Annotated in this window: 19 protein-coding genes; 6 read left to right on the top strand and 13 right to left on the bottom strand. The window is 62.5% G+C overall.

Translation table 11 applies throughout. The features are described 5' to 3' along the window. Window position 1: 1 nt before the first annotated feature. The 9 genes from JFT85_RS05625 to JFT85_RS05585 all read right to left on the bottom strand — a co-directional run bounded on the left by JFT85_RS05625 (window position 2) and on the right by JFT85_RS05585 (window position 8,636). Window positions 2–949 (bottom strand): ornithine cyclodeaminase family protein, encoded by a 948-nt coding sequence (locus JFT85_RS05625; RefSeq protein WP_053255524.1) that lies wholly within the window; start codon window positions 947–949, stop codon window positions 2–4. 90 nt (window positions 950–1,039) lie between these two features. Then, entirely contained in the window at window positions 1,040–2,386 is a 1,347-nt protein-coding gene (locus JFT85_RS05620) for an ATP-binding protein (RefSeq protein WP_201229442.1), read from the bottom strand. Further along, on the bottom strand, window positions 2,362–3,027 hold the full coding sequence (locus JFT85_RS05615; RefSeq protein WP_053255526.1) for a response regulator transcription factor: 666 nt from the start codon (window positions 3,025–3,027) through the stop codon (window positions 2,362–2,364). Before JFT85_RS05615 ends, JFT85_RS05620 begins: the two co-directional genes overlap by 25 nt. 71 nt (window positions 3,028–3,098) lie before the next feature. Then, window positions 3,099–3,527 (bottom strand): hypothetical protein, encoded by a 429-nt coding sequence (locus JFT85_RS05610; RefSeq protein WP_053255527.1) that lies wholly within the window; start codon window positions 3,525–3,527, stop codon window positions 3,099–3,101. Window positions 3,528–3,550: 23 nt separating this feature from the next. Continuing rightward, the gene (locus JFT85_RS05605; protein ID WP_053255528.1) at window positions 3,551–4,315 is read right to left on the bottom strand and encodes a COG4705 family protein; all 765 of its coding nucleotides are present in this window, start codon (window positions 4,313–4,315) and stop codon (window positions 3,551–3,553) included. Between the two features lie 60 nt (window positions 4,316–4,375). Beyond that, window positions 4,376–5,443 carry an ABC transporter ATP-binding protein gene (locus JFT85_RS05600; RefSeq protein ID WP_073636799.1) on the bottom strand — a complete coding sequence of 356 codons (1,068 nt, stop codon included), beginning with the start codon at window positions 5,441–5,443 and terminating at the stop codon, window positions 4,376–4,378. Continuing rightward, complete coding sequence (locus JFT85_RS05595; protein ID WP_139372207.1) at window positions 5,440–7,014, bottom strand: ABC transporter permease; 1,575 nt, start codon at window positions 7,012–7,014, stop codon at window positions 5,440–5,442. Before JFT85_RS05595 ends, JFT85_RS05600 begins: the two co-directional genes overlap by 4 nt. 27 nt (window positions 7,015–7,041) lie before the next feature. Next, window positions 7,042–8,055, bottom strand: coding sequence for an iron ABC transporter substrate-binding protein (locus JFT85_RS05590; protein WP_078828021.1), 1,014 nt, complete (start codon window positions 8,053–8,055; stop codon window positions 7,042–7,044). Between the two features lie 278 nt (window positions 8,056–8,333). After that, window positions 8,334–8,636 (bottom strand): DUF6124 family protein, encoded by a 303-nt coding sequence (locus JFT85_RS05585; RefSeq protein WP_053255531.1) that lies wholly within the window; start codon window positions 8,634–8,636, stop codon window positions 8,334–8,336. Window positions 8,637–9,204: 568 nt separating this feature from the next. On the opposite strand from JFT85_RS05585, the gene JFT85_RS05580 reads away from it, so the two are divergent. The 3 genes from JFT85_RS05580 to JFT85_RS05570 all read left to right on the top strand — a co-directional run bounded on the left by JFT85_RS05580 (window position 9,205) and on the right by JFT85_RS05570 (window position 12,161). After that, entirely contained in the window at window positions 9,205–10,194 is a 990-nt protein-coding gene (locus JFT85_RS05580; protein WP_201229440.1) for a hypothetical protein, read from the top strand. Between the two features lie 2 nt (window positions 10,195–10,196). Beyond that, on the top strand, window positions 10,197–10,559 hold the full coding sequence (locus tag JFT85_RS05575) for a hypothetical protein (protein WP_201229438.1): 363 nt from the start codon (window positions 10,197–10,199) through the stop codon (window positions 10,557–10,559). 330 nt (window positions 10,560–10,889) lie between these two features. Continuing rightward, the gene (locus JFT85_RS05570; protein ID WP_078828037.1) at window positions 10,890–12,161 is read left to right on the top strand and encodes a sensor histidine kinase; all 1,272 of its coding nucleotides are present in this window, start codon (window positions 10,890–10,892) and stop codon (window positions 12,159–12,161) included. Window positions 12,162–12,170: 9 nt separating this feature from the next. Here JFT85_RS05570 and JFT85_RS05565 read toward each other — a convergent pair whose 3' ends face one another. Genes JFT85_RS05565 through JFT85_RS05555 form a run of 3 tightly spaced genes read right to left on the bottom strand, consistent with a single transcriptional unit; the run spans window position 12,171 to window position 16,238 of the window. Next, window positions 12,171–13,517, bottom strand: a complete 1,347-nt coding sequence (locus JFT85_RS05565; RefSeq protein WP_069552218.1) for a c-type cytochrome — start codon at window positions 13,515–13,517, stop codon at window positions 12,171–12,173. A 16-nt stretch (window positions 13,518–13,533) separates the two neighbouring features. Then, on the bottom strand, window positions 13,534–15,771 hold the full coding sequence (locus JFT85_RS05560) for a xanthine dehydrogenase family protein molybdopterin-binding subunit (protein ID WP_069552217.1): 2,238 nt from the start codon (window positions 15,769–15,771) through the stop codon (window positions 13,534–13,536). Next, on the bottom strand, window positions 15,771–16,238 hold the full coding sequence (locus tag JFT85_RS05555; RefSeq protein ID WP_053255539.1) for a (2Fe-2S)-binding protein: 468 nt from the start codon (window positions 16,236–16,238) through the stop codon (window positions 15,771–15,773). Before JFT85_RS05555 ends, JFT85_RS05560 begins: the two co-directional genes overlap by 1 nt. A 272-nt stretch (window positions 16,239–16,510) precedes the next feature. On the opposite strand from JFT85_RS05555, the gene JFT85_RS05550 reads away from it, so the two are divergent. From JFT85_RS05550 to JFT85_RS05540, 3 genes are all read left to right on the top strand, one after another. Further along, complete coding sequence (locus JFT85_RS05550; protein ID WP_053255540.1) at window positions 16,511–17,251, top strand: hypothetical protein; 741 nt, start codon at window positions 16,511–16,513, stop codon at window positions 17,249–17,251. A 131-nt stretch (window positions 17,252–17,382) separates the two neighbouring features. Then, the gene (locus tag JFT85_RS05545; RefSeq protein ID WP_053255541.1) at window positions 17,383–17,664 is read left to right on the top strand and encodes a hypothetical protein; all 282 of its coding nucleotides are present in this window, start codon (window positions 17,383–17,385) and stop codon (window positions 17,662–17,664) included. Window positions 17,665–17,980: 316 nt separating this feature from the next. Then, entirely contained in the window at window positions 17,981–20,098 is a 2,118-nt protein-coding gene (locus JFT85_RS05540) for a TonB-dependent receptor family protein (protein WP_201229436.1), read from the top strand. Between the two features lie 25 nt (window positions 20,099–20,123). On the opposite strand, the gene JFT85_RS05535 is transcribed toward JFT85_RS05540, so the two are convergent. Beyond that, a complete protein-coding gene (locus tag JFT85_RS05535) occupies window positions 20,124–21,956 on the bottom strand; it encodes a sigma-54-dependent Fis family transcriptional regulator (protein WP_069552215.1) in 1,833 nt (610 codons plus the stop codon). Window positions 21,957–22,208 lie beyond the last annotated feature (252 nt).

The raw sequence follows: 22,208 nt of genomic DNA, 5'->3' as shown, positions 1-22,208 counted from the left end.
CTTAGCGCCGGATTTGATACAAGGCATTGGCCAGTGCGACGTCTTCCAGGCCCAGCCCGATCGAGCGGAAAAACACACAGCGGTCGTAGTCGGGGCGCTGCGCCATGTCGCTGAGCAACTCGGGCAGGTCACCGATGACAGCCCGTTTGTCCCACCCGTGTTGTTCGCTGGCGATCAGCATTTCGCCGGCCGTGCCCGGGGTGGTCTGGCGATAGTCGCAGAATACATGCATGTCGTTGAGGCAGTGCGGCGGTACTTCATGGGCGCGTGGGGCGTTGGTGCTGATGGAGGTAATCAGCGCCGGTTTGCTCAGGCGCGCGGGGTCCATCACCGGGCCGGCCGACGAGGTGCAGAGCAGAATCACGTCCGCGTCTTGCAGCGCAGCCTCGCAGCTGCTGGCGAGGGTCAAGCGCGGGTCGAGGCCGTTGAGATGGGCCAGGGTATCGGCGCTGGCACGGTCCAGGCGCGGTGAAAAGAGGCTGATGTGCTGCCAGTCGCGCAGGTTCTGCACATAGCGCAGGTGCGCCTGGGCAACCTTGCCACTGCCGATAATCGCCAGGCGTCGGGCGGCTGCAGGCGCCAGGGCGTCCACCGCCAAGGCGGTCGTGGCGGCCGTGCGTTCGGTGGTCAGCTCGGCCGCATCACACAGCAACAGCGGCTGGCCGGTGTGCATCGACATCAACAATGTCCATGCCGTCACCAGCGGCCCTTGTTCGCGCACGATATAGGGCGACGTCTTGACCCCGTACACCGCGTCTTCGGTCAGCACGCCCAAATAGTTGATGAAATCGCCGGCCCCTTGCGGGAACTCCACGCATTGCTGCGCCGGCTGCACCGCCAGCCCGGCGGCCAGGTCGCGAAACAGCTTGCGCAGCACCCGGGGCACGTCAACCTTGGCGAGTAGTTCGCGTGCTTGGGCTTGGTTGATCACTTGAGGCGTGCTGGACATGGCTATCTCCGCAGATAAACTAATTTGTCCATTATGGACTTTTAGTTCTGGCAGGCAATATCCAGGCGAAAAAAAGCTGGCGGCTGAGGGTTATTTCGCAAGCCACACGCTGACACACAACCCGCGCTGCTCCTCGGCGTCGGTAAATGACAGTTGCACCTGCGCCCCGGTGCGATCGGTGATCGCCTTGACGATCGACAAACCCAAGCCGGAACCGGCCTCGTCGGTGCCCAGGCTGCGATAGAACGGGTCAAACACCCGCGCCTGTTCCTCGACTGAAATACCGGGCCCCGAGTCTTTGATTTGCAGTTGAATGGTGTCAGCCATCACCGCCACCGACAGGTCGATACGCCCACCCGGCGGGGTGTAGCGAATGGCGTTATCCACCAGGTTTTTCACCAGCGTGAACAGGTCCATCGCGTTGAACATCACCTGCACGTCCTGAGTGCTTTCAACACCGATGTCGATCTGTTTGCGCTCGGCCAACGGCAATAGGTCTTCTAGCACCTGGCGATACACGGCATGCACCGACAGCGATGTTCGCACGCGCTCCGACGCCGACTGCGCCGCCGCCAGGCTCAGCAGTTGATCGATCAATGTGCGGCCGCGTTGGATGCCGCGTGACAGCGGCTCAAAACGCTCCCGGCTCATGGGCGACAGGTCAGTGGCGGCCAGCCGGTCGGCTTGCAGGGCCAGGGCGGTCATCGGCGAGCGCAGTTCGTGAGCGGCATCGGCGACAAAGCGCCGCTGGCTGTCCATCGACTGCTCAACGCGGGCCAGCAAACGATTGATCGCCACCACAAACGGGCGCACTTCGCTGGGCAGGTGTTGTTCTTCAATGGGGTGCAGTTCCTGCTCGGCGCGCTGGTCGATCTCGGCGGCGAGCACACCAATCGGGCGAAACAACTTGCGCACCAGATCGCCAACCACCAACAGCAGCACCGGAAACAAGATCAGGAACGGCAACAAACTGCGCCAGGCGCTTTCGCGGGCGTCCTTGTCGCGGGCATCGGATTCCTGGGCCACGGCAATGCGTTCGCCACGTGCCGTGGTGTGCACCAGCACGCGAAAGTTTTCACCGCTCACCTCAACGGTGGACAGCCCGTCAGCGAGGTCTGTGGGGAAGGGCAAGGGCAAGGCTTCATCGTTGATGCCCGTAGCGCGCCGGCCGTCGCCCAGGTGTTGAATGATTACCCGGGATTCTTCGTCATCGCCATCAATGGCCGGGCCTTGTGGGTAGTGCAGGGTCATCTGCTGGCGGTCATACAGCATCGCGACCTGGCGTAAGGTGTCGTCCTGCTGTTCGTGGGTTTCGTCGAAGGCCGAGACAAAGGCAAACACGCTGGCCACCAGCGCCACCAGCAAAATGGCCAGGGACAGGGTGACCGACAGCCGCAGTTGGACCGATTCACTCAAACGCTTTTTGAAACCATCCATCCCATGCCCCTGACATTCTTGATCACATGACTGCCCAACTTGCGCCGCAAGGCGTGAATCAGGAACTCGATGGCGTTGCTTTCGACCTCATTGCCCCAGCCATACAGGCGGTCTTCCAACTCACTGCGCGAGAGGATTGCTCCTGGGCGAATCAGCAGGGCTTGCAGTAGCGCAAATTCGCGACTGGAAAGGGCGACGTTGCGATGCGCGTCGGTGCTGGCTTGCTTGGTGAGCAGGTCCAGCGACACGCTGCCATTGTCCAGCAACGGCAGAGCGTTCCCGCCTTTGCGGCGCAACACCGCACGGATACGCGCGAGCAATTCCGAGATGTCGAATGGTTTGAGCAGATAGTCATCGGCGCCACTGTCGAGGCCGCGCAGGCGGTCATCGAGACTGTCACGGGCGGTAATGATCAGCAGCGGCACGGGGTTGTTGCGCCCACGGATGCTGTCCAGCACATCGAGGCCGTCCTTGCCGGGCAGGCCCAGGTCCAGCAGCACCAGGTCGTAAGGTTGGGTGTCGAGTGCGGCGAGGCCGGTGAGGCCGTTCTTGACCCAGTCGGCGGCATAGCTCGCATCGCTGAGCGCGCGTTGGATGGCATCGCCAATCATCGGGTCGTCTTCGACCAGCAGTATCCGCATGTCGCCTCCGCAGCAAAAGCAAACGCGGTGAAAGGATCACCGCGTCTGTATTGAAGCATGATTGTCTGATGTCAGCCTTTCATCGCATCGAAGGTCTTGAGCAAGTCCTCCATCGAGGCGGTGCAGTCGGCCTGGTTCGGGTTGCCATCACGCAGGGCCGAAAGTGCACGGTCGATGGCTTTGTCCAGCACGTGCCAGTCGTTCGCGGCCCGAGGTTTGATCCCGGCCTCGGCGGCATCCCAGCTGGTTTCCAGGTCTTTGATGCGGGCTTTGGCACCCGCCAGGTCGTGCTTGGCGACAAGCGCCGACACGTCCGCCGCGATGGCGCGGAATTCGGACAGGTCGCCCAGTTTTGACGCATGGGCTTGGCTGCTCGTGACGGTGGCGCCGCCGGCGGTGTCTTGGGGTTTGTCGGCAGGTTTGGAGCAGCCGGTGGCAATGCCCAGCATAAAGATCGCTGAAACAATGGCGGCGTGGCGGATCATGTTTTGAACGCGCATGAGGGTTTCCTTGAGGTGAGTCGTTATTGGGTAATGGCTTTGCGGTTGCTGACACTGATTTGCGCGACGGCCACCAGCAGGACAATGACGCAGAGGAACAGCGCGCTGGTCCAACTGGCGCCCATGCCCAGGCCGCCATAGGTCTTGGCTTGGGTCAGCAGGTCGCCGAGGGAGGCGCCGAAAGGTCGGGTGAGGATGTAGGCGACCCAGAAGGTCAGCACGCTGTTGACGCCCACGCGCCAGGCCACCATGGCCACGGCGATCAAACCGGCGAAAATCACCGCGCCGAGCGTGAAGCCCAGGCCCAGCGCTTCGGTGGCCAGGTCACCGGCAGCGGTGCCCAGGGCAAACGTGCAGAGCACCGTCGTCCAGTAAAACCACTCACGCCGTGGCGTGACGATGTCGCGGATCGACAGGCTGCGCTCGGTGCGATACCAAACCACAAAGTTAAGCGCGAGCAGGCCCGCAAAAATCGCTGTGCTGAGGTACAGGCTGACGTCGAGTTTATCGGTGAGGATATCGGTGATCTGTGTGCCGACGATGCTCACCAGCACCACGGTGAGCCAGTAAATCCAGGGCGTGTAGGCCTTGGTGCGCATCTGCCCGAACAGCGCGACGGCCAACAGCGCAGCCATGCCGAGGCTGGTCCAGCCGGCGCCGAAGCCGGCATTGACGGCGAGGTAATCCGCGCCGGTTTCGCCCACGGTCGTGGACAATATCTTGATCACCCAGAATGACAGCGTCACCTCGGGTACTTTGTTCAGCCAACGGGCTGCTGTGGCATTCATGGGGTTACCTCTCCTTGACTGCGCGGTGGTGGGCGCAGGGGAGAAGGTAGGCCCCGAAACTTAGCTGAGACTGAGGGGCGAAGCTTTTTTCAACACATGGGCCATACCGAGCGTGGTGAGGTGAACCCCGCTGCCGATGGGAGGCGCTTGCAGGCCTGAACTGCGCACCAGAATGGCGGGGCCTGGCTCGGCGTCATCGGGTTGCAACACCACAGTCAGCGTGCACGTATTGCCGCCGAACTCGCGTTCGGTCACCACCCCTCGACAGCCGGAAACGTCGGTGGTACTCAACTGCAATTGCTCCGGTCGCAGCATGATTCGCGCCGTGGTGGAGTGGGTCTTGCTGTCGACCTGCACGCGCCCCAGGCCGCAATGCGCCCAGCCCGCTTCGATCCGGGCGGGCATGACCACGGCCTCGCCGAGAAACAATGCGGTCTGCTCATCGACGGGGTACTGGTACAGGTCCATCGGGTGACCGGACTGCACCAGGCGACCCTGGCGCATCACCGCCAACTGATCGGCGAACGACAGCGCCTCGCTTTGATCGTGAGTCACCAGAATCGTGGTAATGCCCGCGTCGCTCAGCAGCCGCGCGACCATCTTGCGCATGGCCGAGCGCAAGCCGGTGTCCAGCGCGGAAAACGGTTCATCGAGCAACATCAGCCGTGGTTGTTGCGCCAAGGCCCGGGCCAGCGCCACCCGTTGCTGCTGGCCGCCGGAGAGTTCATGGGGCCAACGCCCGGCCATGGTGGCGTCGAGGGCTACGCTGTCCATCAGTTCGGCGATACGCGTGTGGCGAGCCTCGCCCTTGGTGGCCAGGCCGAAGCCGATATTGTCAGCCACGGTCATGTGCGGGAACAGCGCGCCGTCCTGCGGCACATACCCGATCTGGCGCTGGTGGGCGGGCACGGCGTGAGTGGCGTCGACCAATGTCTGGCCGTTCAGCGTGAGGCTGCCGGTGTCGGGGAATTCAAAGCCTGCAATCATGCGCAGCAAAGTGGTCTTGCCGGAGCCCGAAGGCCCGACGATCACCGTGCGGCTCCCGGTGGGCACTGACAAGGTCACGTCCGCCAGGGCGCGCTGGGTGCCGAAAGATTTGCAGATGGCGTGGAGTTCGAGGGCGTTCATCGGCCTGCCGTGCGTTTGGATTGATGGTAGAGAAGGCCGGTCAACGGCAGTGACAACAGGATCATGATCAGCGCGTAAGGTGCGGCGGCGGCGTAGTCGATCTCGCTGGTCATCGCCCAGAAGCCGGTCGCCAGGGTGCGGGTGCCGTTGGGCGCCAGCAACAGGGTGGCGGTCAGTTCATTGGTGATCGCCAGGAACACCAGCGCCGCCCCCGCAGCGGCGGCCGGTGCGGCCAGGCGCAGGGTGATCAGCCATAACGCGCGGCCCGGCGAGCGACCGAGGCTGCGGGCCATGTTTTCCAGCTCCACCGGGGCCTGAGCGATACCTGCGCGCAAACTCACCAGCGCGCGTGGCAAGAACATCAGCAGGTAGGCGAGCAGCACGGTAATCGTGGTCTGGTAAATCGGCCGGGCGAAGTGGATGGTCACCGTGACCAGTGCCAGCGCGACTACGATCCCGGGCAACGAGCTGGTGATGTAGTTGCAGCTTTCCAGGATACGCTGCAGGCGTCCCGGCGCCCGAATCGACAGCCAGGCAATCGGCACCGCCGCGCAGGTGGTCAATACCGCACCGGCTATCCCCAGCAGCACGGTTTGCTCCAGCGCCGGCAGCAGTTCGCTGAACTGCCAGACCTCACGGCCACCGGCGATCAACCACTTGCCCAGGGTGATCAGCGGGATACCCAGGGCCAGCGCACAGGTCATGCCTTGCAAGCCGAGGGCGAGCAGGGTGGTGCGGGTGCCCAGGGTCACGATGCGCTGGTCCCGGGCGCTGCCGGAGCCAACGCGCGCGTATCGGGCATGGCCGCGTGCAGCGGATTCCGCGCTCAGCATCGCCAGGCAACACAGCGCCAATACGGCCGCCAGCATATTGGCTGCCGGGCCATTAAAGGTGGATTTGAACTGATCGAAGATCGCCGTGGTAAAAGTGTCAAAGCGAATCATCGCGTACAGGCCGTATTCGGCCAGCAGGTGCAGGCCCACCAACAGGGCACCGCCGCAGATGGCCAGGCGTAATTGCGGCAAGACCACCCGCATAAATACCGCCCAGGGCTTGAGGCCCAGGGACTCGGCCACGTCTTCGATGGCCGGGTCCAGCCGGCGCAATGTCGCCGCCACCGGCAAGTACAGAAACGGGAAGTAGGCAATCACCGACACCAGCACGCCGGCCGGCAAGCCATGAATCGAAGGCACCAGGCTGACCCAGGCGTAACTGTGCACAAATGCCGGCACCGCCAGCGGCGCCACCGCCAACAGTGACCAGACGCGTCGCCCCGGCAGGTTGGTGCGTTCGGTCAGCCAGGCCAGCGCAATGCCCAGCACCACGCATAACGGCAGGGTGAACACCACCAACAGCACGGTGTTGAACAACAATTCGCCGACGCGCGGGCGCCATACCAGCGCCTCAATTTGCGCCCAGCCGATTTGCCACGACACGCCGATCACAAACGCAATCGGCAACAGCGCCAACAGCGAAACCAGTACTGACAAACTGGTGACCCACGTGCCCCCACGGCCTCTGAACAGACCTTGGGTGCGTCGTTGTGGTGGCGCAGGTATCGCGTGGGCGATACCTGGCACTGGGGCTTGAGGCAACAATCAGAGCAGTCCGGCCTGGGTCATCAGCTCGACAGCCTTTTTGCTGTTGAGCTTGGACGCGTCAACCTTCGGTGCGTCCAGTTGCGCCAACGGCACCAGCTTGGGGTTCGATTGGGCGTTCTGGCCCACGGCGTACTCGAAGGCGTTGCCGTCTTTCAAGATCGCCTGGCCGTCTTTGCCGGTAATCCACTTCAAGAAGGCTTGGGCCTCGTCTTTATGTTTGCTGGAGGCCAAAACACCGCCACCGGAAATGCTCACAAAAGCGCCCGGGTCCTGGTGCTTGAAGTAGTGCAATTGGGTGTCCTTGCTGTTTTCGCCGGTCTTGGATTGGTCGACGAAACTGTAGTAGTGGTAAATCACGCCGCTGTCGACCTGGCCTGCGTTGACGGCCTTGAGCACCGCGCTGTTACCCCGGTAAATGCTCGCATTGGTTTTCATCGCCTTGAGCCAGTCGAGGGTGGCGGCTTCGCCCTTCAATTCGAGCACCGCGGCAACGATGGCCTGGAAGTCGGCACCGGCCGGGGAAGCGGCCCAGCGGCCTTTCCAGCTTGGCGAGGCAAGGTCCAGCAGGGATTTCGGCAGGTCGGCTTCTTTCAATTTGCTTGGGTTGTACACAAATACCGTGGAGCGCGCGGCAATGCCCAACCACTTGCCGTGGGCCGGGCGGTAGGCGGCGTCCACTTGTTCCAGGGTGGCTGGCGCCACCGGCGCGAACAGCCCGGCGTTGTCCACCAGCACCATGGCCGGGGAGTTCTCGGTGAGGAACACGTCAGCCGGGGAGGCCGCGCCTTCCTGCACGATCTGGTTGCCCATCTCGGTGTCGTCGCCGTTGCGTATGGTCACCGGAATCCCGGTTTCCTGGGTGAACCCTTCAACCCAGGCCTTGGTGAGGCTTTCGTGCTGGGCGTTGTACACCACAATGCCCACGGCGTCGGCGGCATACACCGACCCGGTGCCGAGCAGTGCGGTGGCCAGCAGGGCTTTAGTGAAGAAAGAGGGTAGACGGGAAGCCATACGCTGAACGCTCCGGTTTTTATGAATGCACGGGAAGCCCGTGAGAGGTCGATTGAGGCTGGACCAATAGGAATCATTTGCATGTTTGGGCGCGGCGAATGTAGAGCCCGAAATGAGAAAAAAACGTCAAATAAACGGTAAATAAACGTGATGAGCGTTATCAACTGACGCAAGTCAACTGTGGGCGCTGGCTTGCCTGCGATGGCGGCGGGTCAGTTGGCGGATTTTTCACTGATCGCTATCGCAGGCAAGCCAGCGCCCACAGGGTTTAACTCAGTTTAGGCGGGACGAGGCGCGCGGTTCAGGCACCCGATGGAGCGATCCACGGTGGTCTTGGCAAGCTCCAGCAAATGCCACACCGCCAGCATCTTAGCCCGCTCGGGGTTGGTCAGCAGTTCACTGCAATTGAGCGCCGTGACAGACGCGCTGTCGAGCACGCTGGCGGTGTAGAGCAGGGCGTCTTCAAAGCTCAGGTCTTCGATTTGAACACCTTGGGTGGGCAGGTAATGGTCGATGGCGCGGTTGAAGGCGGCGCGGTCTTTGGTGGAATGGCGGGGTGGATCGGGGACAACTTTTTTCATTGTTTAGTACCTGTCTGATCAAGGAACCGACACTCTGCGCGACTAAACGAGGGTGGCGGCTGTACGCAGGTTAGTCGACCGGTCAGATCAGGAACCCGGCGCGCCCGAAGGCGCCCTGCGCACAGCCACCATAAAACTTCATGGGACAATGCGCCTGTTCTGAACTCCGAGCGACTAAACCCGATCACTGATGAGCAGTGACGGACCGCAGACTAGTCATCGATTCCAACAGGCACAAGGCGGCAGGGATTGTCTAGGAAACGTCCTGCAATTTAAAGAGACACGCCTTGCTGGCCCTTTACAAACCATGACCAAATGCCACTCACCCCACCCCTAAAATAGAGCAGCAGGCTTGCCTGTGATTGCCATTGATATCCACACATCGTGGGCTCTACACCGAACCCCAAGGCCCTATAGCCGTGGTGGTGAGTGGCTTTTTTGTAGGCACTGCTTCCCTGCAATGTAGGCAACTTCCCAAATGTTGCTCGGCCTTCCCGGGCTTGTGTCCAGGGCGTACTCGCTTGCTTATATTCCGACGCCATCTTCATTGCATCCAGGGATGTGGAGCATGGCGCAGGGCTATATCAACGACCGTACGACGGACTACCGCAGCTTGAAATCCCGGTTGATGGGCGGCGCCCCGAGCCAACAGCATTCCGATCATTTCGACGTGTTGAACCGGCACCTGCTCCCAGGGCTGGTAACACCGGGGCAGTTGGTGGTTGTGCCCGATACCTACAGCGTGAGCTGTTCAAGGGAGGAGGCCTGGTTGATGCGCCAGGCCGAGGTGATTCGTCGGGAGCTGGACGCTGGCGCCGGAACCCAAGTGGTCAACAACTACGACCTGCTGCAAAGCTTTCTGGGGTATGGCTCGTTGGGCGTGGGCAGCGCGACGTCGGCGTGGGCGCGGCACCTGGACGAAGTGGCGCATACGCTGGAGGAGATTGAGCGGCTGCATCAGCGTCTTAAAAGCGGTGGCTTGGATCGTAAGGCGTTTTTACGCCAGCGCAAGGCTTTGTTCGGCCTGCTGGACGCCCAATTGCAAGGCGCGGCGCGATTTGGCACCGGGTTGCAGGGCAATCAGGCGTTGAAGAAGGTGTTGGGGATTTCAACCAAAAGCTATCTGCATAAGGGCGAGATCGCCGGGTATGCGCAGCGGACGCGGGACATTGCGCAGATGTCGAAGTGGTTGGGGAAGGGGACCTATGTGGGCTTGGGACTGGACGTGGGCGTTGCAGGGTTGGAGATCAAGGAGGCGTGTGTGCAGGGGCGGGAGGCGCAGTGTCGGCGGGCGAAGTATGTGGAGTCGGGGAAGTTGGTAGGCGGTGTGGCGGGGGCTTCTTGGGGAGGGACTATGGGGGCGAAATTCGCCCGTCGCGGCTGTATGACGTTTTTGGGCATCGCGGCTAAAGGAAACGGTGCGCTGGCCTGCGCAGTGATCGGCGGCGCGGCGGGAGGTTATGCCGCGGGCAATGCAGCTGGCGCTTTCGGTGCGTTTCTCGGTGGACAGATCGAAGAGATCGAGGGTGATTTGATCTTTCAACCAGAGGGCGCTTGAGCATGGATTTTCAACTCGTCCTCGCAATCTTTTTATCTACAGGGGCGCTGGTTGGCTCAGGGCTCACTTTATACGCTGAGTACACGAAGCTCGAAGCGCTGGAAAGCTACTTCAGCGAGAACAAGCTGGTCTGCGATAACAAACGATTTTGGGGTAGAAATCAGCGCATCGATAGGTTTTATCGCATGCTCGTGATCTCTGAAATGTTGGCAATGCCCAACATGCACATCAAAAGAGGGGATGTGACCGAGGCTGAGCTGGCGTCCGTCCCCCTGTCTCTCAAGCGTTGGGCGCTGTGGCCGTTTAATTTTGGGATGGTCTGGATCGCTGGCTGTGTCCTCTGGACCGTCTTGTACGGCTGGTAGCCTAGGGTTATTGCTCGACGAATCAGCCCTTATCGCGAGTCGGCTACCCTGTTCAATCGCCTCTCCACCCGGCCACTGTCGCTGTTTCAACGCTTATAACCTCGCGGGCAGCGTTGCTGAGTGCGCTGCCGTAGGCGTTCGGGTATAACGCCGGTTCTCAATTGTACCCACGGCGGGGTATGGCGACAGTGGTGGGCTTGCGGTTTCGCAGGTGCTTACGCTCTGCACGACGCCCGTGGTCTATGGTTGGTTCGAACGTCGGCGTCGAAAGGCAGTACCCGACTCAGCAGGTATTTCAGGTTGAACGCAGCCGTGGGACCCCGTATGGCAATGGATTTCAGGCACAGCCTGACGAAACGGATCGTGATTGTGTTTGCGCTGATGAGCGCCTTCGTGGCGGGGGTGTTTGCCGCGGGCATTATCGCCACCGTGCATGTGATCGAATACAAACTGACCAGCGCCGACCTCGGCAGCGGGTTGAACCGCCTGTTGCGCCAGGATGACACGGCCAGCTGGAGCCATCGCCCAAGCAAAGGCGAATTGTTTTTCGCCCAGGGCGAGCAGGGTGACCTGGCGCTTGACCCGTTGCTGGCCGGGCTGGCGCCGGGTTTCCAGGAAGTCGACTTTCAGGGGCGGGCCTACTACGCGGTGTCGCAGGTGGTGGATGGGCGCCAATACGTGCTGATGCGCAACCAGCAAAGCTTTAAGCAACGCGAGCGGGTGCTGTTCGGCGCGGTGGCGGTGGGTTTTATCCTGAGCATTCTGTTGGCGGTCCTGCTGGGCCGCTTGTTGGCGCGCCGCGTGATGGCGCCGGTGGTACGCCTGGCGCGGCAAGTGCGTCATCGCGACCAGTTGCTGGATGTAGCGCCGCCGCTGCATCCGGATTACGCCGTGGATGAAGTGGGGGAGTTGGCGCTGTCCTTCGACAAGACCCTGGGGCGCCTGCGCGATGCGTTGAGCCGGGAAAAGCTGTTCACCAGTGACGTCAGTCACGAACTGCGCACACCGCTGATGGTGCTGGCCAGCTCCTGCGAATTGTTGCTCGGTGACCCTTCGCTGGATCAACGTTCGGTGGCCCAGGTGGGCCGGATTGCGCGGGCCACCGATGAGATGCGGCAACTGGTGGACACCTTCCTGACGCTGGCACGGGCCTCGGGTGCCCAGGGCCAGGGCGCCCAGGCAACGTTGAAGGACGTGGCGGATGGCCTGGTGGAGATCTGGGGGCGAATGATTCGCGAAAAAGGCCTTGAATTCATTTATGAAAGCGGACACACCTCACCCGTGGAGTACAACCTGACGCTGTTGCAGTCGGTCATGGGCAACCTGCTGCGCAATGCCTGGCACTACACCGACAGCGGCTTTATTCGGCTGACGTTGAGCGAGCACGGTTTTCGTGTGGAGGACAGCGGCATTGGCATTCCCGATCACAAACGCGAGGCGATGTTCCAGCCGTTTGTCAGGGGTGAGCACAGCCGGGGAGAAGGGTTGGGGCTTGGCCTGTCGTTGGTGCAGCGTATCTGCAGCACCCAGCAGTGGCGGGTGGAGCTCACCGCCAGGCAACCGAATGGGTGTTGTTTTTCGGTTGACCTGACGGCGCGCTGAACGCTTTTTTCAGCGCATGTGCAGAATAATCGGACTGCTGCTGGCCGGGTCGGTATGCCCACGCAGCTTGCCGACCGCTTGTGCGTCGACCGCGCCACCGTGGTTGCCCCACGTGCTGCGCACGTAGCTCAACACCTGGGCAATTTCCTGGTCGGACAGTTGCTCACGAAAGGCCGGCATGCGGTAGGCGTCCGGTACACCAGCCGCTACCACGCGTTGCGAACCGTTGAGGGTGATGTTGATCGCCGAGGCGCTCTCTTTAGCCAATGCCGAGGTGGCGCCAGCCAAGGGTGGCATCCACTCGGGTTGGCCCTTGCCGTCGAGGCCATGGCAGGACGCGCAGCGGGTCGCGTAGGTGTGCGCACCGGGGAGGTCCGGGCGCGCGTCGGCGGCCACGGCCTGGTACTGCCAGGCGCTGCCATCACGTTGCGGATCGCCAGGCAGTGACTTGAGGTAACGCGCGATCGCCGCCAGGTCCTCATCGGCCATGAACTGCGTGGAGTTGTTGAACGCTTCGGTCATCGAGCCGTAGACCACCGCATGCTTGTTGCGCCCGACCTTGAGGAACTGCACGATTTCAGGCTCGCTCCAACGGCCCAACCCGGTGTTGGGGTCCTGGCGCAGGCTCGGCGCGTACCAACCGTCGAGCAACGCGCCGGCGAGGTACGGCGCGCCGCTCTCGTCCAGCGCCTTCTCGTTGAAGGCCAGGCCGCGGGGCGTGTGGCAACTGCCGCAGTGGCCCGGGCCTTGGACGATGTAGGCGCCACGGTTCCACAGCGCGTCCTGGCCGGGTTTGGCGGCGTAGGTGGCGTTCGGGGCGAACACGCCGTTCCACAGGGCGATGGGCCAGCGCAGGTTGAGTGGCCAGGGAATGTCGCTGGGGATGTTGGGCTGCTTGGCCGGTTCTACGCCTTGCATGAAAAACGCGTACAGCGCGCGCATGTCGTCATCGCTGAGCTTGGCATAAGACGGGTAGGGCATGGCTGGGTAGAGCCGTCGGCCACCCGGCGCAACCCCGTGGCGCACGGCGCGGTCGAAGTCGGCTGCGGTGTAGGCGCCGATGCCGGTGTCGCGGTCCGGGGTGATGTTGGTGGCGTGAATGGCGCCCAGCGGGGTGGCCATCTCCAGGCCGCCGGCGAACGGTGCCTTGCCCGGCAGGCTGTGGCAGGCCACGCAGTCGCTGAGGCGCGCCACGTACTCGCCACGGCTGACCAGGGCCGGGTCGAAGCCGGTGGTGTGTGGTTGTTCCAGCGGTGAGGCGGGCTGGCGGGTGACGTACCACGCCAGTAGCCCGGCCACGACCACGCAGGCCAGCGCCAGCCAGCCTGCGGTTGCAGCCAATCGTCGGTTGTTCATGGGCATTCCCTGTCGGTTAGCTGAAGGTGTATCGGCTCAATGGCAAGCTGCGGATACGCTGGCCGGTCAGGTGCGCCACCGCATTGGCCACGGCTGGCGCCACTGCGGGTAACGGCGGTTCACCGATGCCGCCCATCTTTTCGCCACTCTCGACGATCCGAACATGCACTTGCGCCATGCGCGAGGGCGGCAGGATCGGATAAAGGTCGTAGTTGCGCGCCCGTGGTTTGCCATCCACGTACACCGCTTCCTCCAGCAACGTTTGAGATAAGCCCAACGCCACGGCGCCATTGACCTGCGCCTCGACGATTGCCGGGTTGACGATGCTGCCCGGGTCAATGGCTTCCCAGATATGGTGCACCTTGACCTGGCCGCTTTCGATCGACACTTCGGCGATCACCGCCGCGTGCGAGCCGAATGGCGAGGCCATGGCCACGCCGCGCGCCCGGCGGGTGCCGTCCTCGGCCGTGTAGGGGCCCCGTTTCCAGCCACCGGACAACTCGCCGGCCGCTTGCAGCAGGGTGGTCAGCCGCTTGTTGTCGCGCAGCAGGTGCAGGCGCAGTTCGTAGGGGTCGTGGCCGCCTTTGTCGGCCAGTTCGTCGAGGAACGCTTCGTAGAAAAAGTCGTTGAGCGAGTTGCCCACCGAACGCCAGTAGCCGAGCATGGCCGGGCCCTTGACGTAGATCTGCGCGATGCGTTTGTTGGGGATGGCGTAGGACTTGCCCGACAACCCTTCGAGCGCCGTGGGGTCGAGTTTTTCGCCCTGTTTGCCGGCGATGGCTTCGGACGGGCCTTCGGTAGCGCTCACCGCCTCAATGGCCACCGGCAAGCCTTTGTCGTCCAGCGCGGCGCGGAACTTGACCACGGCGACCGGGCGCAACACATCGCGCAGGAACTCTTCTTCGCGGCTCCAGATCAGTTTGATCGGGCGGCCTACCGCCTTGGCCAAGGCGATGGCCTGCGGGTAGGGGTTGGCCGAGTCGTACAGGAAATGCCGGCCAAAAAAGCCGCCCAGCAGCGGCGAGTGCAGGGTGATTTGTTCGATGGAGAGCCCGGTGCGCTTGGCCATGTCGGCGCGGAACATATCCGGCGCCTGGTTGGGCAGCCACACTTCCAGCGAGCCATCGGGGTTGAAGCGCGCCAGGGCCGAAGGCGGCTCCAGCTGGGCGTGGTTGAGGTACTGGTTGTGGTAGGTCGCTTCAATTTTGGTCTTGGCGTTGGTCAGCGCGCCGGCCACGTCGCCCTCGTTTTCGTCGTCACGGGCCGGGCCCTGTTGGGCGGCAAGGAAGTCGCGGTACTTGTCGCTGGAGAAGTCCGCAGGCATCGCGCGCACGCTCGAACCGGCGGCCGCTTCCAGCCATTCCACCTGGATCGCCTCCACCGCCCGCTTGGCATGCCACCAGCGTTCGGCAACGACCGCCACGGCGCCCGGCAGTTGGTGAACCGAGTGCACGCCTTTCATGGCCTCGACCTGTGCCTGGTTGCGCAGGCTGCCGACGGTCATGCCCAGGCGTGGCGCATGCTGGACGGCGGCGTGGAGCATGCCGTCGACCTTAAGGTCGATGCTGTATTGGGCCTTGCCGGTGGATTTGTCGTAGGCATCCAGGCGTTTGACCGGCTTGCCGATCCAGCGGAACTGGCTCGGGTCGCGCAGCGTAATCGTGGCCGGGTCGGGCACCGGCATGTCCAGGGCCCGACCGGCCAACTCACCGTAACCCAGCGAGCGGCCGGAAGCGGCGTGTACGACGCGGCCGGGCTGCGTGGTCAGTTGGGCTAAGGGCACGCCCAATTGCTCGGCGCCGGCCTGCAGCAACATGGCGCGGGCGAGGGCGCCGAGGCGGCGCATGGTTGGGTAGCTCATGCGGATGGACATGCTGCCACCGGTGATGCGCATGCCGTTTTCCATCACCACATAGGCTTCCCCGGGCGGTGCGGCTTCAACCACGAAGGTGGCCGGGTCGGCATCCAGTTCTTCGCCGACAATCTGCGCCATCGCGGTGTGGGTGCCTTGCCCGCCTTCCATGAAGGGGCTGAGCAGGCGCACGCTGCCGTCCGGGCGAATCTCGAGAAATGCCGGCACCTGGGTCCCGCGTTCTGCGGGGCCGCCCGTTGCGGCATAAGCCCTGGACGCACCCAGCGGCAGGCCGAAGCCGATGACCAGCGCACCGACGGCGGTGCTGGCGAGAAAGCGCCGACGGGACAGATTGATCGGCTCGCCCAATGGCGCGTCGAGTGGTGGGTTGCGCGTAGTCATCAAGCGCTCTCCGTCCTGGCAGGTTGGGCGGCCAGTTCGTGCACGGCCGTGCGGATAGCGTTGTAGGTGCCGCAGCGGCACAGGTTGATCATGGCGGCTTCGATCTGCGCGTCCGTGGGCGCGGGGGTGTGCTTGAGCAGCGCGGTAGCGGCCATCACCTGTCCCGACTGGCAGTAACCGCATTGCGCCACTTGGTGTTCGACCCAGGCCGCGACCACGCGCTTGCCCACGTCATCGGCTTCAATCGACTCGATGGTGGTGACTTCACGGCCGACCACTGCGGCCACCGGCGTGACGCAGGAGCGCACGACATTACCGTCCACCAGTACCGAGCAGGCGCCGCACTGCGCCAGGCCGCAGCCGTACTTGGTGCCGGTCATCCCCAGGTCATCGCGGATCACCCATAGCAATGGCGTGTCGGCGTCGGCATCGACCTCATAGGCTTTTTGGTTGATACGTAATTGCATGGTTCACCTGCTGATCATCGGTTGATGTGGCTTTTCTTATAAATTGCCCATCGTTGCACTCTAGACCACGGTGCAAGGGCTATCTATACCCTCATCGATAACTCGCAGGATCAGGCAAGTATTCAAGAGGATTGCACGCTTGATGACGGTCCCCGCGCCTGTAGGCCTTTGCTGATCCAGGCCTGCTGGTCGCACTTTTTTTGATTCTCTTGATCTATCCCTGTCACGACCACGCTCATTCAGCGCGTGGACAGCAGCCAGAACCGGTGCCGATGGATCCAACGTTTATAGCTTTTATCACGCGATGGCCGCTGCTGTTGGCAGCGGTGTTTGTATTCAGTTTGAGCGGTTGCAGCCAGCAACAGGGGCGCGACATCGCCAGGCAGTTCAGCGATGGCAAACCGGACGAGTTCTTTCAAACCAGTGTCGATCGCATGGCAACCCTGAGCATGCGTGACAACCTGCAAAGCTTGTATCTGTTGATGAACAAGCTCTACCTGCGCAACCCCAACCAGTGGCGTCAGTCCGGCTACCCGGATGCGGTCAGTGCTGCGCGGGCCATCCGTCAGGCCATCGAGAGCCGTCAATCACTGCCCGCGCTGGGGGATCGCCGTGACCTGGCAGCCTTAAGCTATTCATTGAGCCCGGAATTTCGCGGCGACCGGGTCGGGGCATTCATCTATGCAATCGGCAGCATGCTGGTGACGGCCCATGGCGGTCGCTTGCAGTTTTATATGACCGATTCGATCAACCCGCAATTTGTCAGCAACGCCGCGCGCAATATCGAGAAAGCCACCTGGCTGCTCAGCCAGCGTCAGGATGCCAATGGTGTGTTGCTGCTGTTTTCCAATGAAATATCGGAGGAGGGCAGCAACCTCAGTTTTGCCGTTGAGTTCGGCAAGGTGGTCGCGCGCCTGGACCTGCTCGCCCAGATGCTCGATGAGCGTTACCGACGTGTCGCGCTCAATTACGCGCAGAGCTTGCTGCTGATGAACTTCTTGCCGGTGCAGTGACGCGTTGCGGGACCGGGTAGTGCGGTGTTTCCGTTTCCCGTGTAGGAAACGGCCTATCTTGGTCCCCTTCGCTTGAAACACACCCTGGGTCGGCCATAGCCTCGGACTTTTCTTAACGACGAGTGCCTACCTTGGGTAAGCGAAAAACGCTTGGGTCAACTGATCGCGAAGTTCGCCTGCGATTTATCCTCTTTGCCGTCATCGACGTCGCGAGCGCCCAGGGCGTTCGCGCTGAGCTGTTACTGCCGGCACAGAAACTGCTGCGTGACGCGCCGAGCGAGGTGCAGCTGCGCGACACCCTCGCGCGCATATTGGCCTGCGATGAGATGTATGGGTTCCGGTTCCCGCCGGGGACGGAGGCGGATGACTTCATGCAGACGCTGGACCTTTCAGAAACCAGCCCCGGGGCCTGAAGCGAATGTTCGTTCCTGTGTTTATGGGGGTGTCGTGGTGTGCTGCATCCGCTGACAGGTCCCGCGCCCTAAGAAACGCCCCGATTATTCGCGGCGTTTTGCGTTCGATCCAAGCGTTGCGGGTAGGACGTCACACCGCGCACCGCCGTCTGAGTTGGGCCTAAAAAGCAAACCCGGTCCGACGTTGTTGTGGGAAGGGTCTGGTCCGTTAATAACGCGTGACCCGGTGAGCGTGCCTGGCTTCCCATCACTGTTCGCCTGATGGGCTCCGGCATAACCCGAGCCTGTCACGCCCCCGAATTCCAAGGACCTGACCATGCTGTTGCGCCAACCTCCGCTCCTGTTCGCCGCCTTGACCCTCAGTTCACTGGCGCACGCCGAAACACTGCAACTGGCGCCCGTCGAAGTCACCAGCAGCGAGGCCAGCGCGGGTGAAGTCGCCCAGGCGCAGCTAAAAAACGTGCCCGGTGGCACCAACTACATCGACATGAGCCGCGTGCAACAGGGGCGGGTGAGTACTAACGAAGATGTGTTCAAGTACCAGCCTGGGGTGTACGCCAAGGCGGCGAACAATGAAGGCGTGAAGCTCTCGATTCGCGGTTCCGGATTGAACCGCAGCCCCGGCGCCCATGCGTCCGGGCTGTATGAAATGTTCGACGGTTTGCCGCTGACCGGCCCGGGCGGTACACCTTACGAGCTCAAGGACCCCCTGTGGCAAAGCCGCGTCGAGGTGCTGCGCGGCGCCAACGGCTTTGATCAGGGCGCGCTGGCCCTGGGCGGCTCGGTCAACTACATCACCCATACCGGCTATGACGCGCCCACGCTGCAAGTACGTTATGAAGCAGGCAGCCGCGGCTATGCCCAGCGCGAGATCAGTTCCGGCCAGGTGCTCGGGGACGCTGACTACTACATCAGCCTCACCGACGCCGAATCCGACGGCTACCAGCACCAGAGCGCCGGCAGCGGCAAGGGCGTCGCGGCGAACTTCGGTTACCGTTTCAACCCGGACCTGGAGACGCGTTTCTATTTTCGTTACCGCGAAACCAGCAACGACTCACCCGGCAAACTGACGCGCTACCAGATCCGTCACGACCCGAGTGCCGCCAACAGCCTGAATGCCGCCCGCGACTCCAAACGCCTGCAGCCCGGCTCGACGTGGATCGCCAACAAGACCACCTTGCAGTTGGACGATCAGTCGCGCGTCGAAGTCGGGCTGGCCTATCACGACTACCCGATGGACCTGCGCGAAGGCACCAACCGCCTGAAAGTCGCCTACACCGACGTCAGCGGCACCCTGAAGTACCTCCGCCAGGACAGTCTGTTCGGCCACGACAGCAACACCACGATTGGCCTGCGCACCACCCAGGCGATGCCGAACAACGGCGCCTCTGAATACGTGCGTACCCCAGCCGGTAACACTGCGCCGTATGCCCCCGGCACCAAGACTCGCGACTACAGCTATTTGGGCTCCGACAGCGTGCTGCATGTCGGCAACGAACTGGAATTGGTCCCGGACCTGTGGCTGACCACTGGCCTGGCCGCGATTTACACGCGCCGCGAAACCCAGGTCACCTATCCCGAAGGCCAGGCGCCGCTCAGTCAACATGATTGGGATTACGCACCCCGCATTGGCCTGCGGTATGACTTCACCCCACAGTTGCAGGTGTACGGCAACCTGAGCCGCTCAGTCGAGCCGCCGCACGCGTGGTCGATGATCTGGGGTTCGAATAAATACTTTGCCCCCGGCAGCGGCCCGGCCACCGGTTTGCAACGCGAAGGCGTGAGTTTGCGCAATCAGACCGCGACCACCCTGGAGATCGGCGGGCGTGGCGAGCAGTGGTTCGGCCAGTGGGACCTGGCGCTGTACCGCTCCGAAGTGCGCCACGAATTGCTCACGGTCGAAACCCAGGCCCAAACCGCCAACAGCAGTGCGATTGTCGCCGAGTCCAACGCCAGCCCCACCGTGCATCAAGGCGTGGAGCTGGGCCTGCTCAGCCCGCTGTGGGACGGCGGCCGTAATGGCCAGCTTGACCTGCGCCAGGCCTACACCTTCAGCGACTTCCACTACCGCGACGATGACCGTTTCGGCGACAACACCTTGCCGGGCATCCCCAAACATTACTACCAGGCGCAACTGCGCTACAGCCATCCGACCGGTTTCTACACCAGCCTGAACACCGAGCATGCATCGCGCGTGGCGGTGGACTACGCCAACTCCTACTTTGCTGCGGCCTACACCACACTTGGCGCCACCTTCGGCTACGACGCACCGAAGCAGGACTGGCAAGCCTGGGTCGACCTGCGCAACCTCACTAACCGGCGCTATGCCAACACCGTCACGCCGGGTTACGACGACAAGGGTATGGATGTTGCGCGATCCACGCCGGCCGACGGTCGGGGCATTTACACCGGCGTGTCATGGCGCTGGCGTTAAGCACCGTCGAGGCGAGCGCTGCCGATCAGCCTTCGTTCTGCCGCAGGCGTTTGTACAACGTAGTGCGGCTGACCCCCAGCTCCCGCGCCAGGTGGGAAATATTCCCGCCTGCTGCCTGCAGGCGTTGCGTCAGGTCGGTGCTGTCATCCAAACGCTCATGGGTGGGCAATGGCGTCGGCCGCTGCAGATCCACAAAAAAATCATCCGGCAGATGCTCCGGGCGCACCGGCTGTTCCTCGGCCATTGCCAGCGCCACCTGCAACACACTGCTGACCTGACGCAAATTGCCCGGCCACGGGTGTTGCTCGAATAACGCCAGCACCTCGGTACTCAGCCCGGCCCACTGGGTCGGTTCGCGGTGTTGCTGCCACAATTGCTGGAACAGCGCCCGCTTGTCGGTGCGCTCGCGCAGCGGCGGCAACTCCAGGGTCAGGCCGCCGATGCGGTAAAACAAGTCCTCACGAAAGCGCCCGGCCTGCACCCACTCGCGCAGCGCGCGGTTGGTGGCGGAAATGATCCGCAAGTCCACCGGGAACAGCTCGCTGCTGCCCACCGGCTGTACGCAGCGCTCCTGCAATACACGCAGCAGACGGGCCTGAGTCGGCAGTGGCATATCGCCAATTTCGTCGAGAAACAGGGTGCCTTTATCGGCCTTGCGGATCAGGCCAATGCTGCCTTTCTGGTTGGCGCCGGTGAAGGCGCCTTTTTCGTAGCCGAACAGCTCCGATTCCACCAGCTCAGCCGGAATCGCCGCACAGTTCACGGCGATAAACGCCTGCCGGCTGCGTGAGCTGGCCTGGTGCAGGGCTTTGACAAAGACCTCTTTGCCCACGCCGGTCTCGCCGTGGATCAGCAGCGGAATGTCCTTTTCCAGTAATCGCTCGGCCTGGCGCACGGCTTTTTCCACGCGGATGTCGCCAAAGTGCAGGGTCTTGAGACTGATCGCGGCCGGCGTCGCCGGTGCGGGAGCGCTGGGTTTGGGCGCACTGAAGACGCGCGCCTGCACCGGCATTTTGCTTGGCCGCTTCAGTAAACACTGGAACCGATTGCGTCCGGCCGCCTGCAGGGAGAACGGCAGCCCCTCCGGCTGATTCAGCAGTTCCAGCAACGACACCTTGAACAAACTGTCGATCAGTACCCGCGACAAGCTGATGCCCAGCAAGTTATCGGCACGGCGGTTGGCCGACAGCACTTGGCCGCTTTCATCAAAGATCAGCAGGCCGGCCCATTGGCTGTCGAGGTTGTTCAGGCCGGTGTTGAAGGTCAGTTGAAAATGCTCGCCGCGAAACAGGTTGAGGATCAGCCGGTTTTCCACGGTCTGGCTCATCATCTTGACCATGCCCAGGGTGTGGGAGGGCGGCAGGTAGCTGTCGCTGGACACATCCAGCACGGCAATGATTTCGCGCTGGGCATCGAAGATCGGCGCCGCCGAGCCGGTCATGAAACGGTTGGCTTTAAGGAAGTGTTCGTCGTGCTCGATATGCACCGCCTGGGCACAGGCCAGCGCAGTGCCGATGGCATTGGTGCCGGTGGAGCGCTCGCGCCAACTGGCGCCGGCATTGAAACCGTGCGCCAGTTTCGGCTCGATAAACCGCTGGGTGCCCCACGACGTCAGGACCTGGCCCTGGTTGTCGGCCAGCATGATCAGGCAGTTGGAATTGCTCAGGATGTTTTCGTAGTAGGGCAGCACTTCCTGATGGGTGGTTTGCACCAGGGAATGCTGGCTTTCCAGCAATTGGCTGATGCCTTCGGCAGGCAGTTGGTCGAAGCTCGGTGCGCTCTGGTGGTCCAGGCCAAATGCGCGGCAACGGCGCCAGGAATCCTGGATAAGGGTGTCGTGAGCCTGGGGTTCGGCCATGAGGGCGACCTTCTTTTTATTGTTATAGAGGCTTGCAAACGCTAGCTGGAGCAGCAGGTTCAAAAATGTGGCAGCGGGCTTGCTCGCGAAGGCGCTGGTTCAGCCACTGAATCTGTTAACGGACACACCGCTATCGCGAGCAAGCCGGCTCCCACATTTAGCTCGGCGACGCCCATCAATTGTTGTTCAGAACTGTTCATTGTCAACCCGTGACTGTTCAGTTGTTCAGCCTTCGGTGTTCAGTTGTGTTCA

The sequence above is a fragment of the Pseudomonas sp. TH04 genome, assembly GCF_016651355.1.
Classification (GTDB): Bacteria; Pseudomonadota; Gammaproteobacteria; order Pseudomonadales; family Pseudomonadaceae; genus Aquipseudomonas; species Aquipseudomonas fluorescens.
The sequence above is the reverse complement of the archived record's forward strand: the minus strand, read 5'-3'. Positions and strand labels throughout refer to the sequence as shown.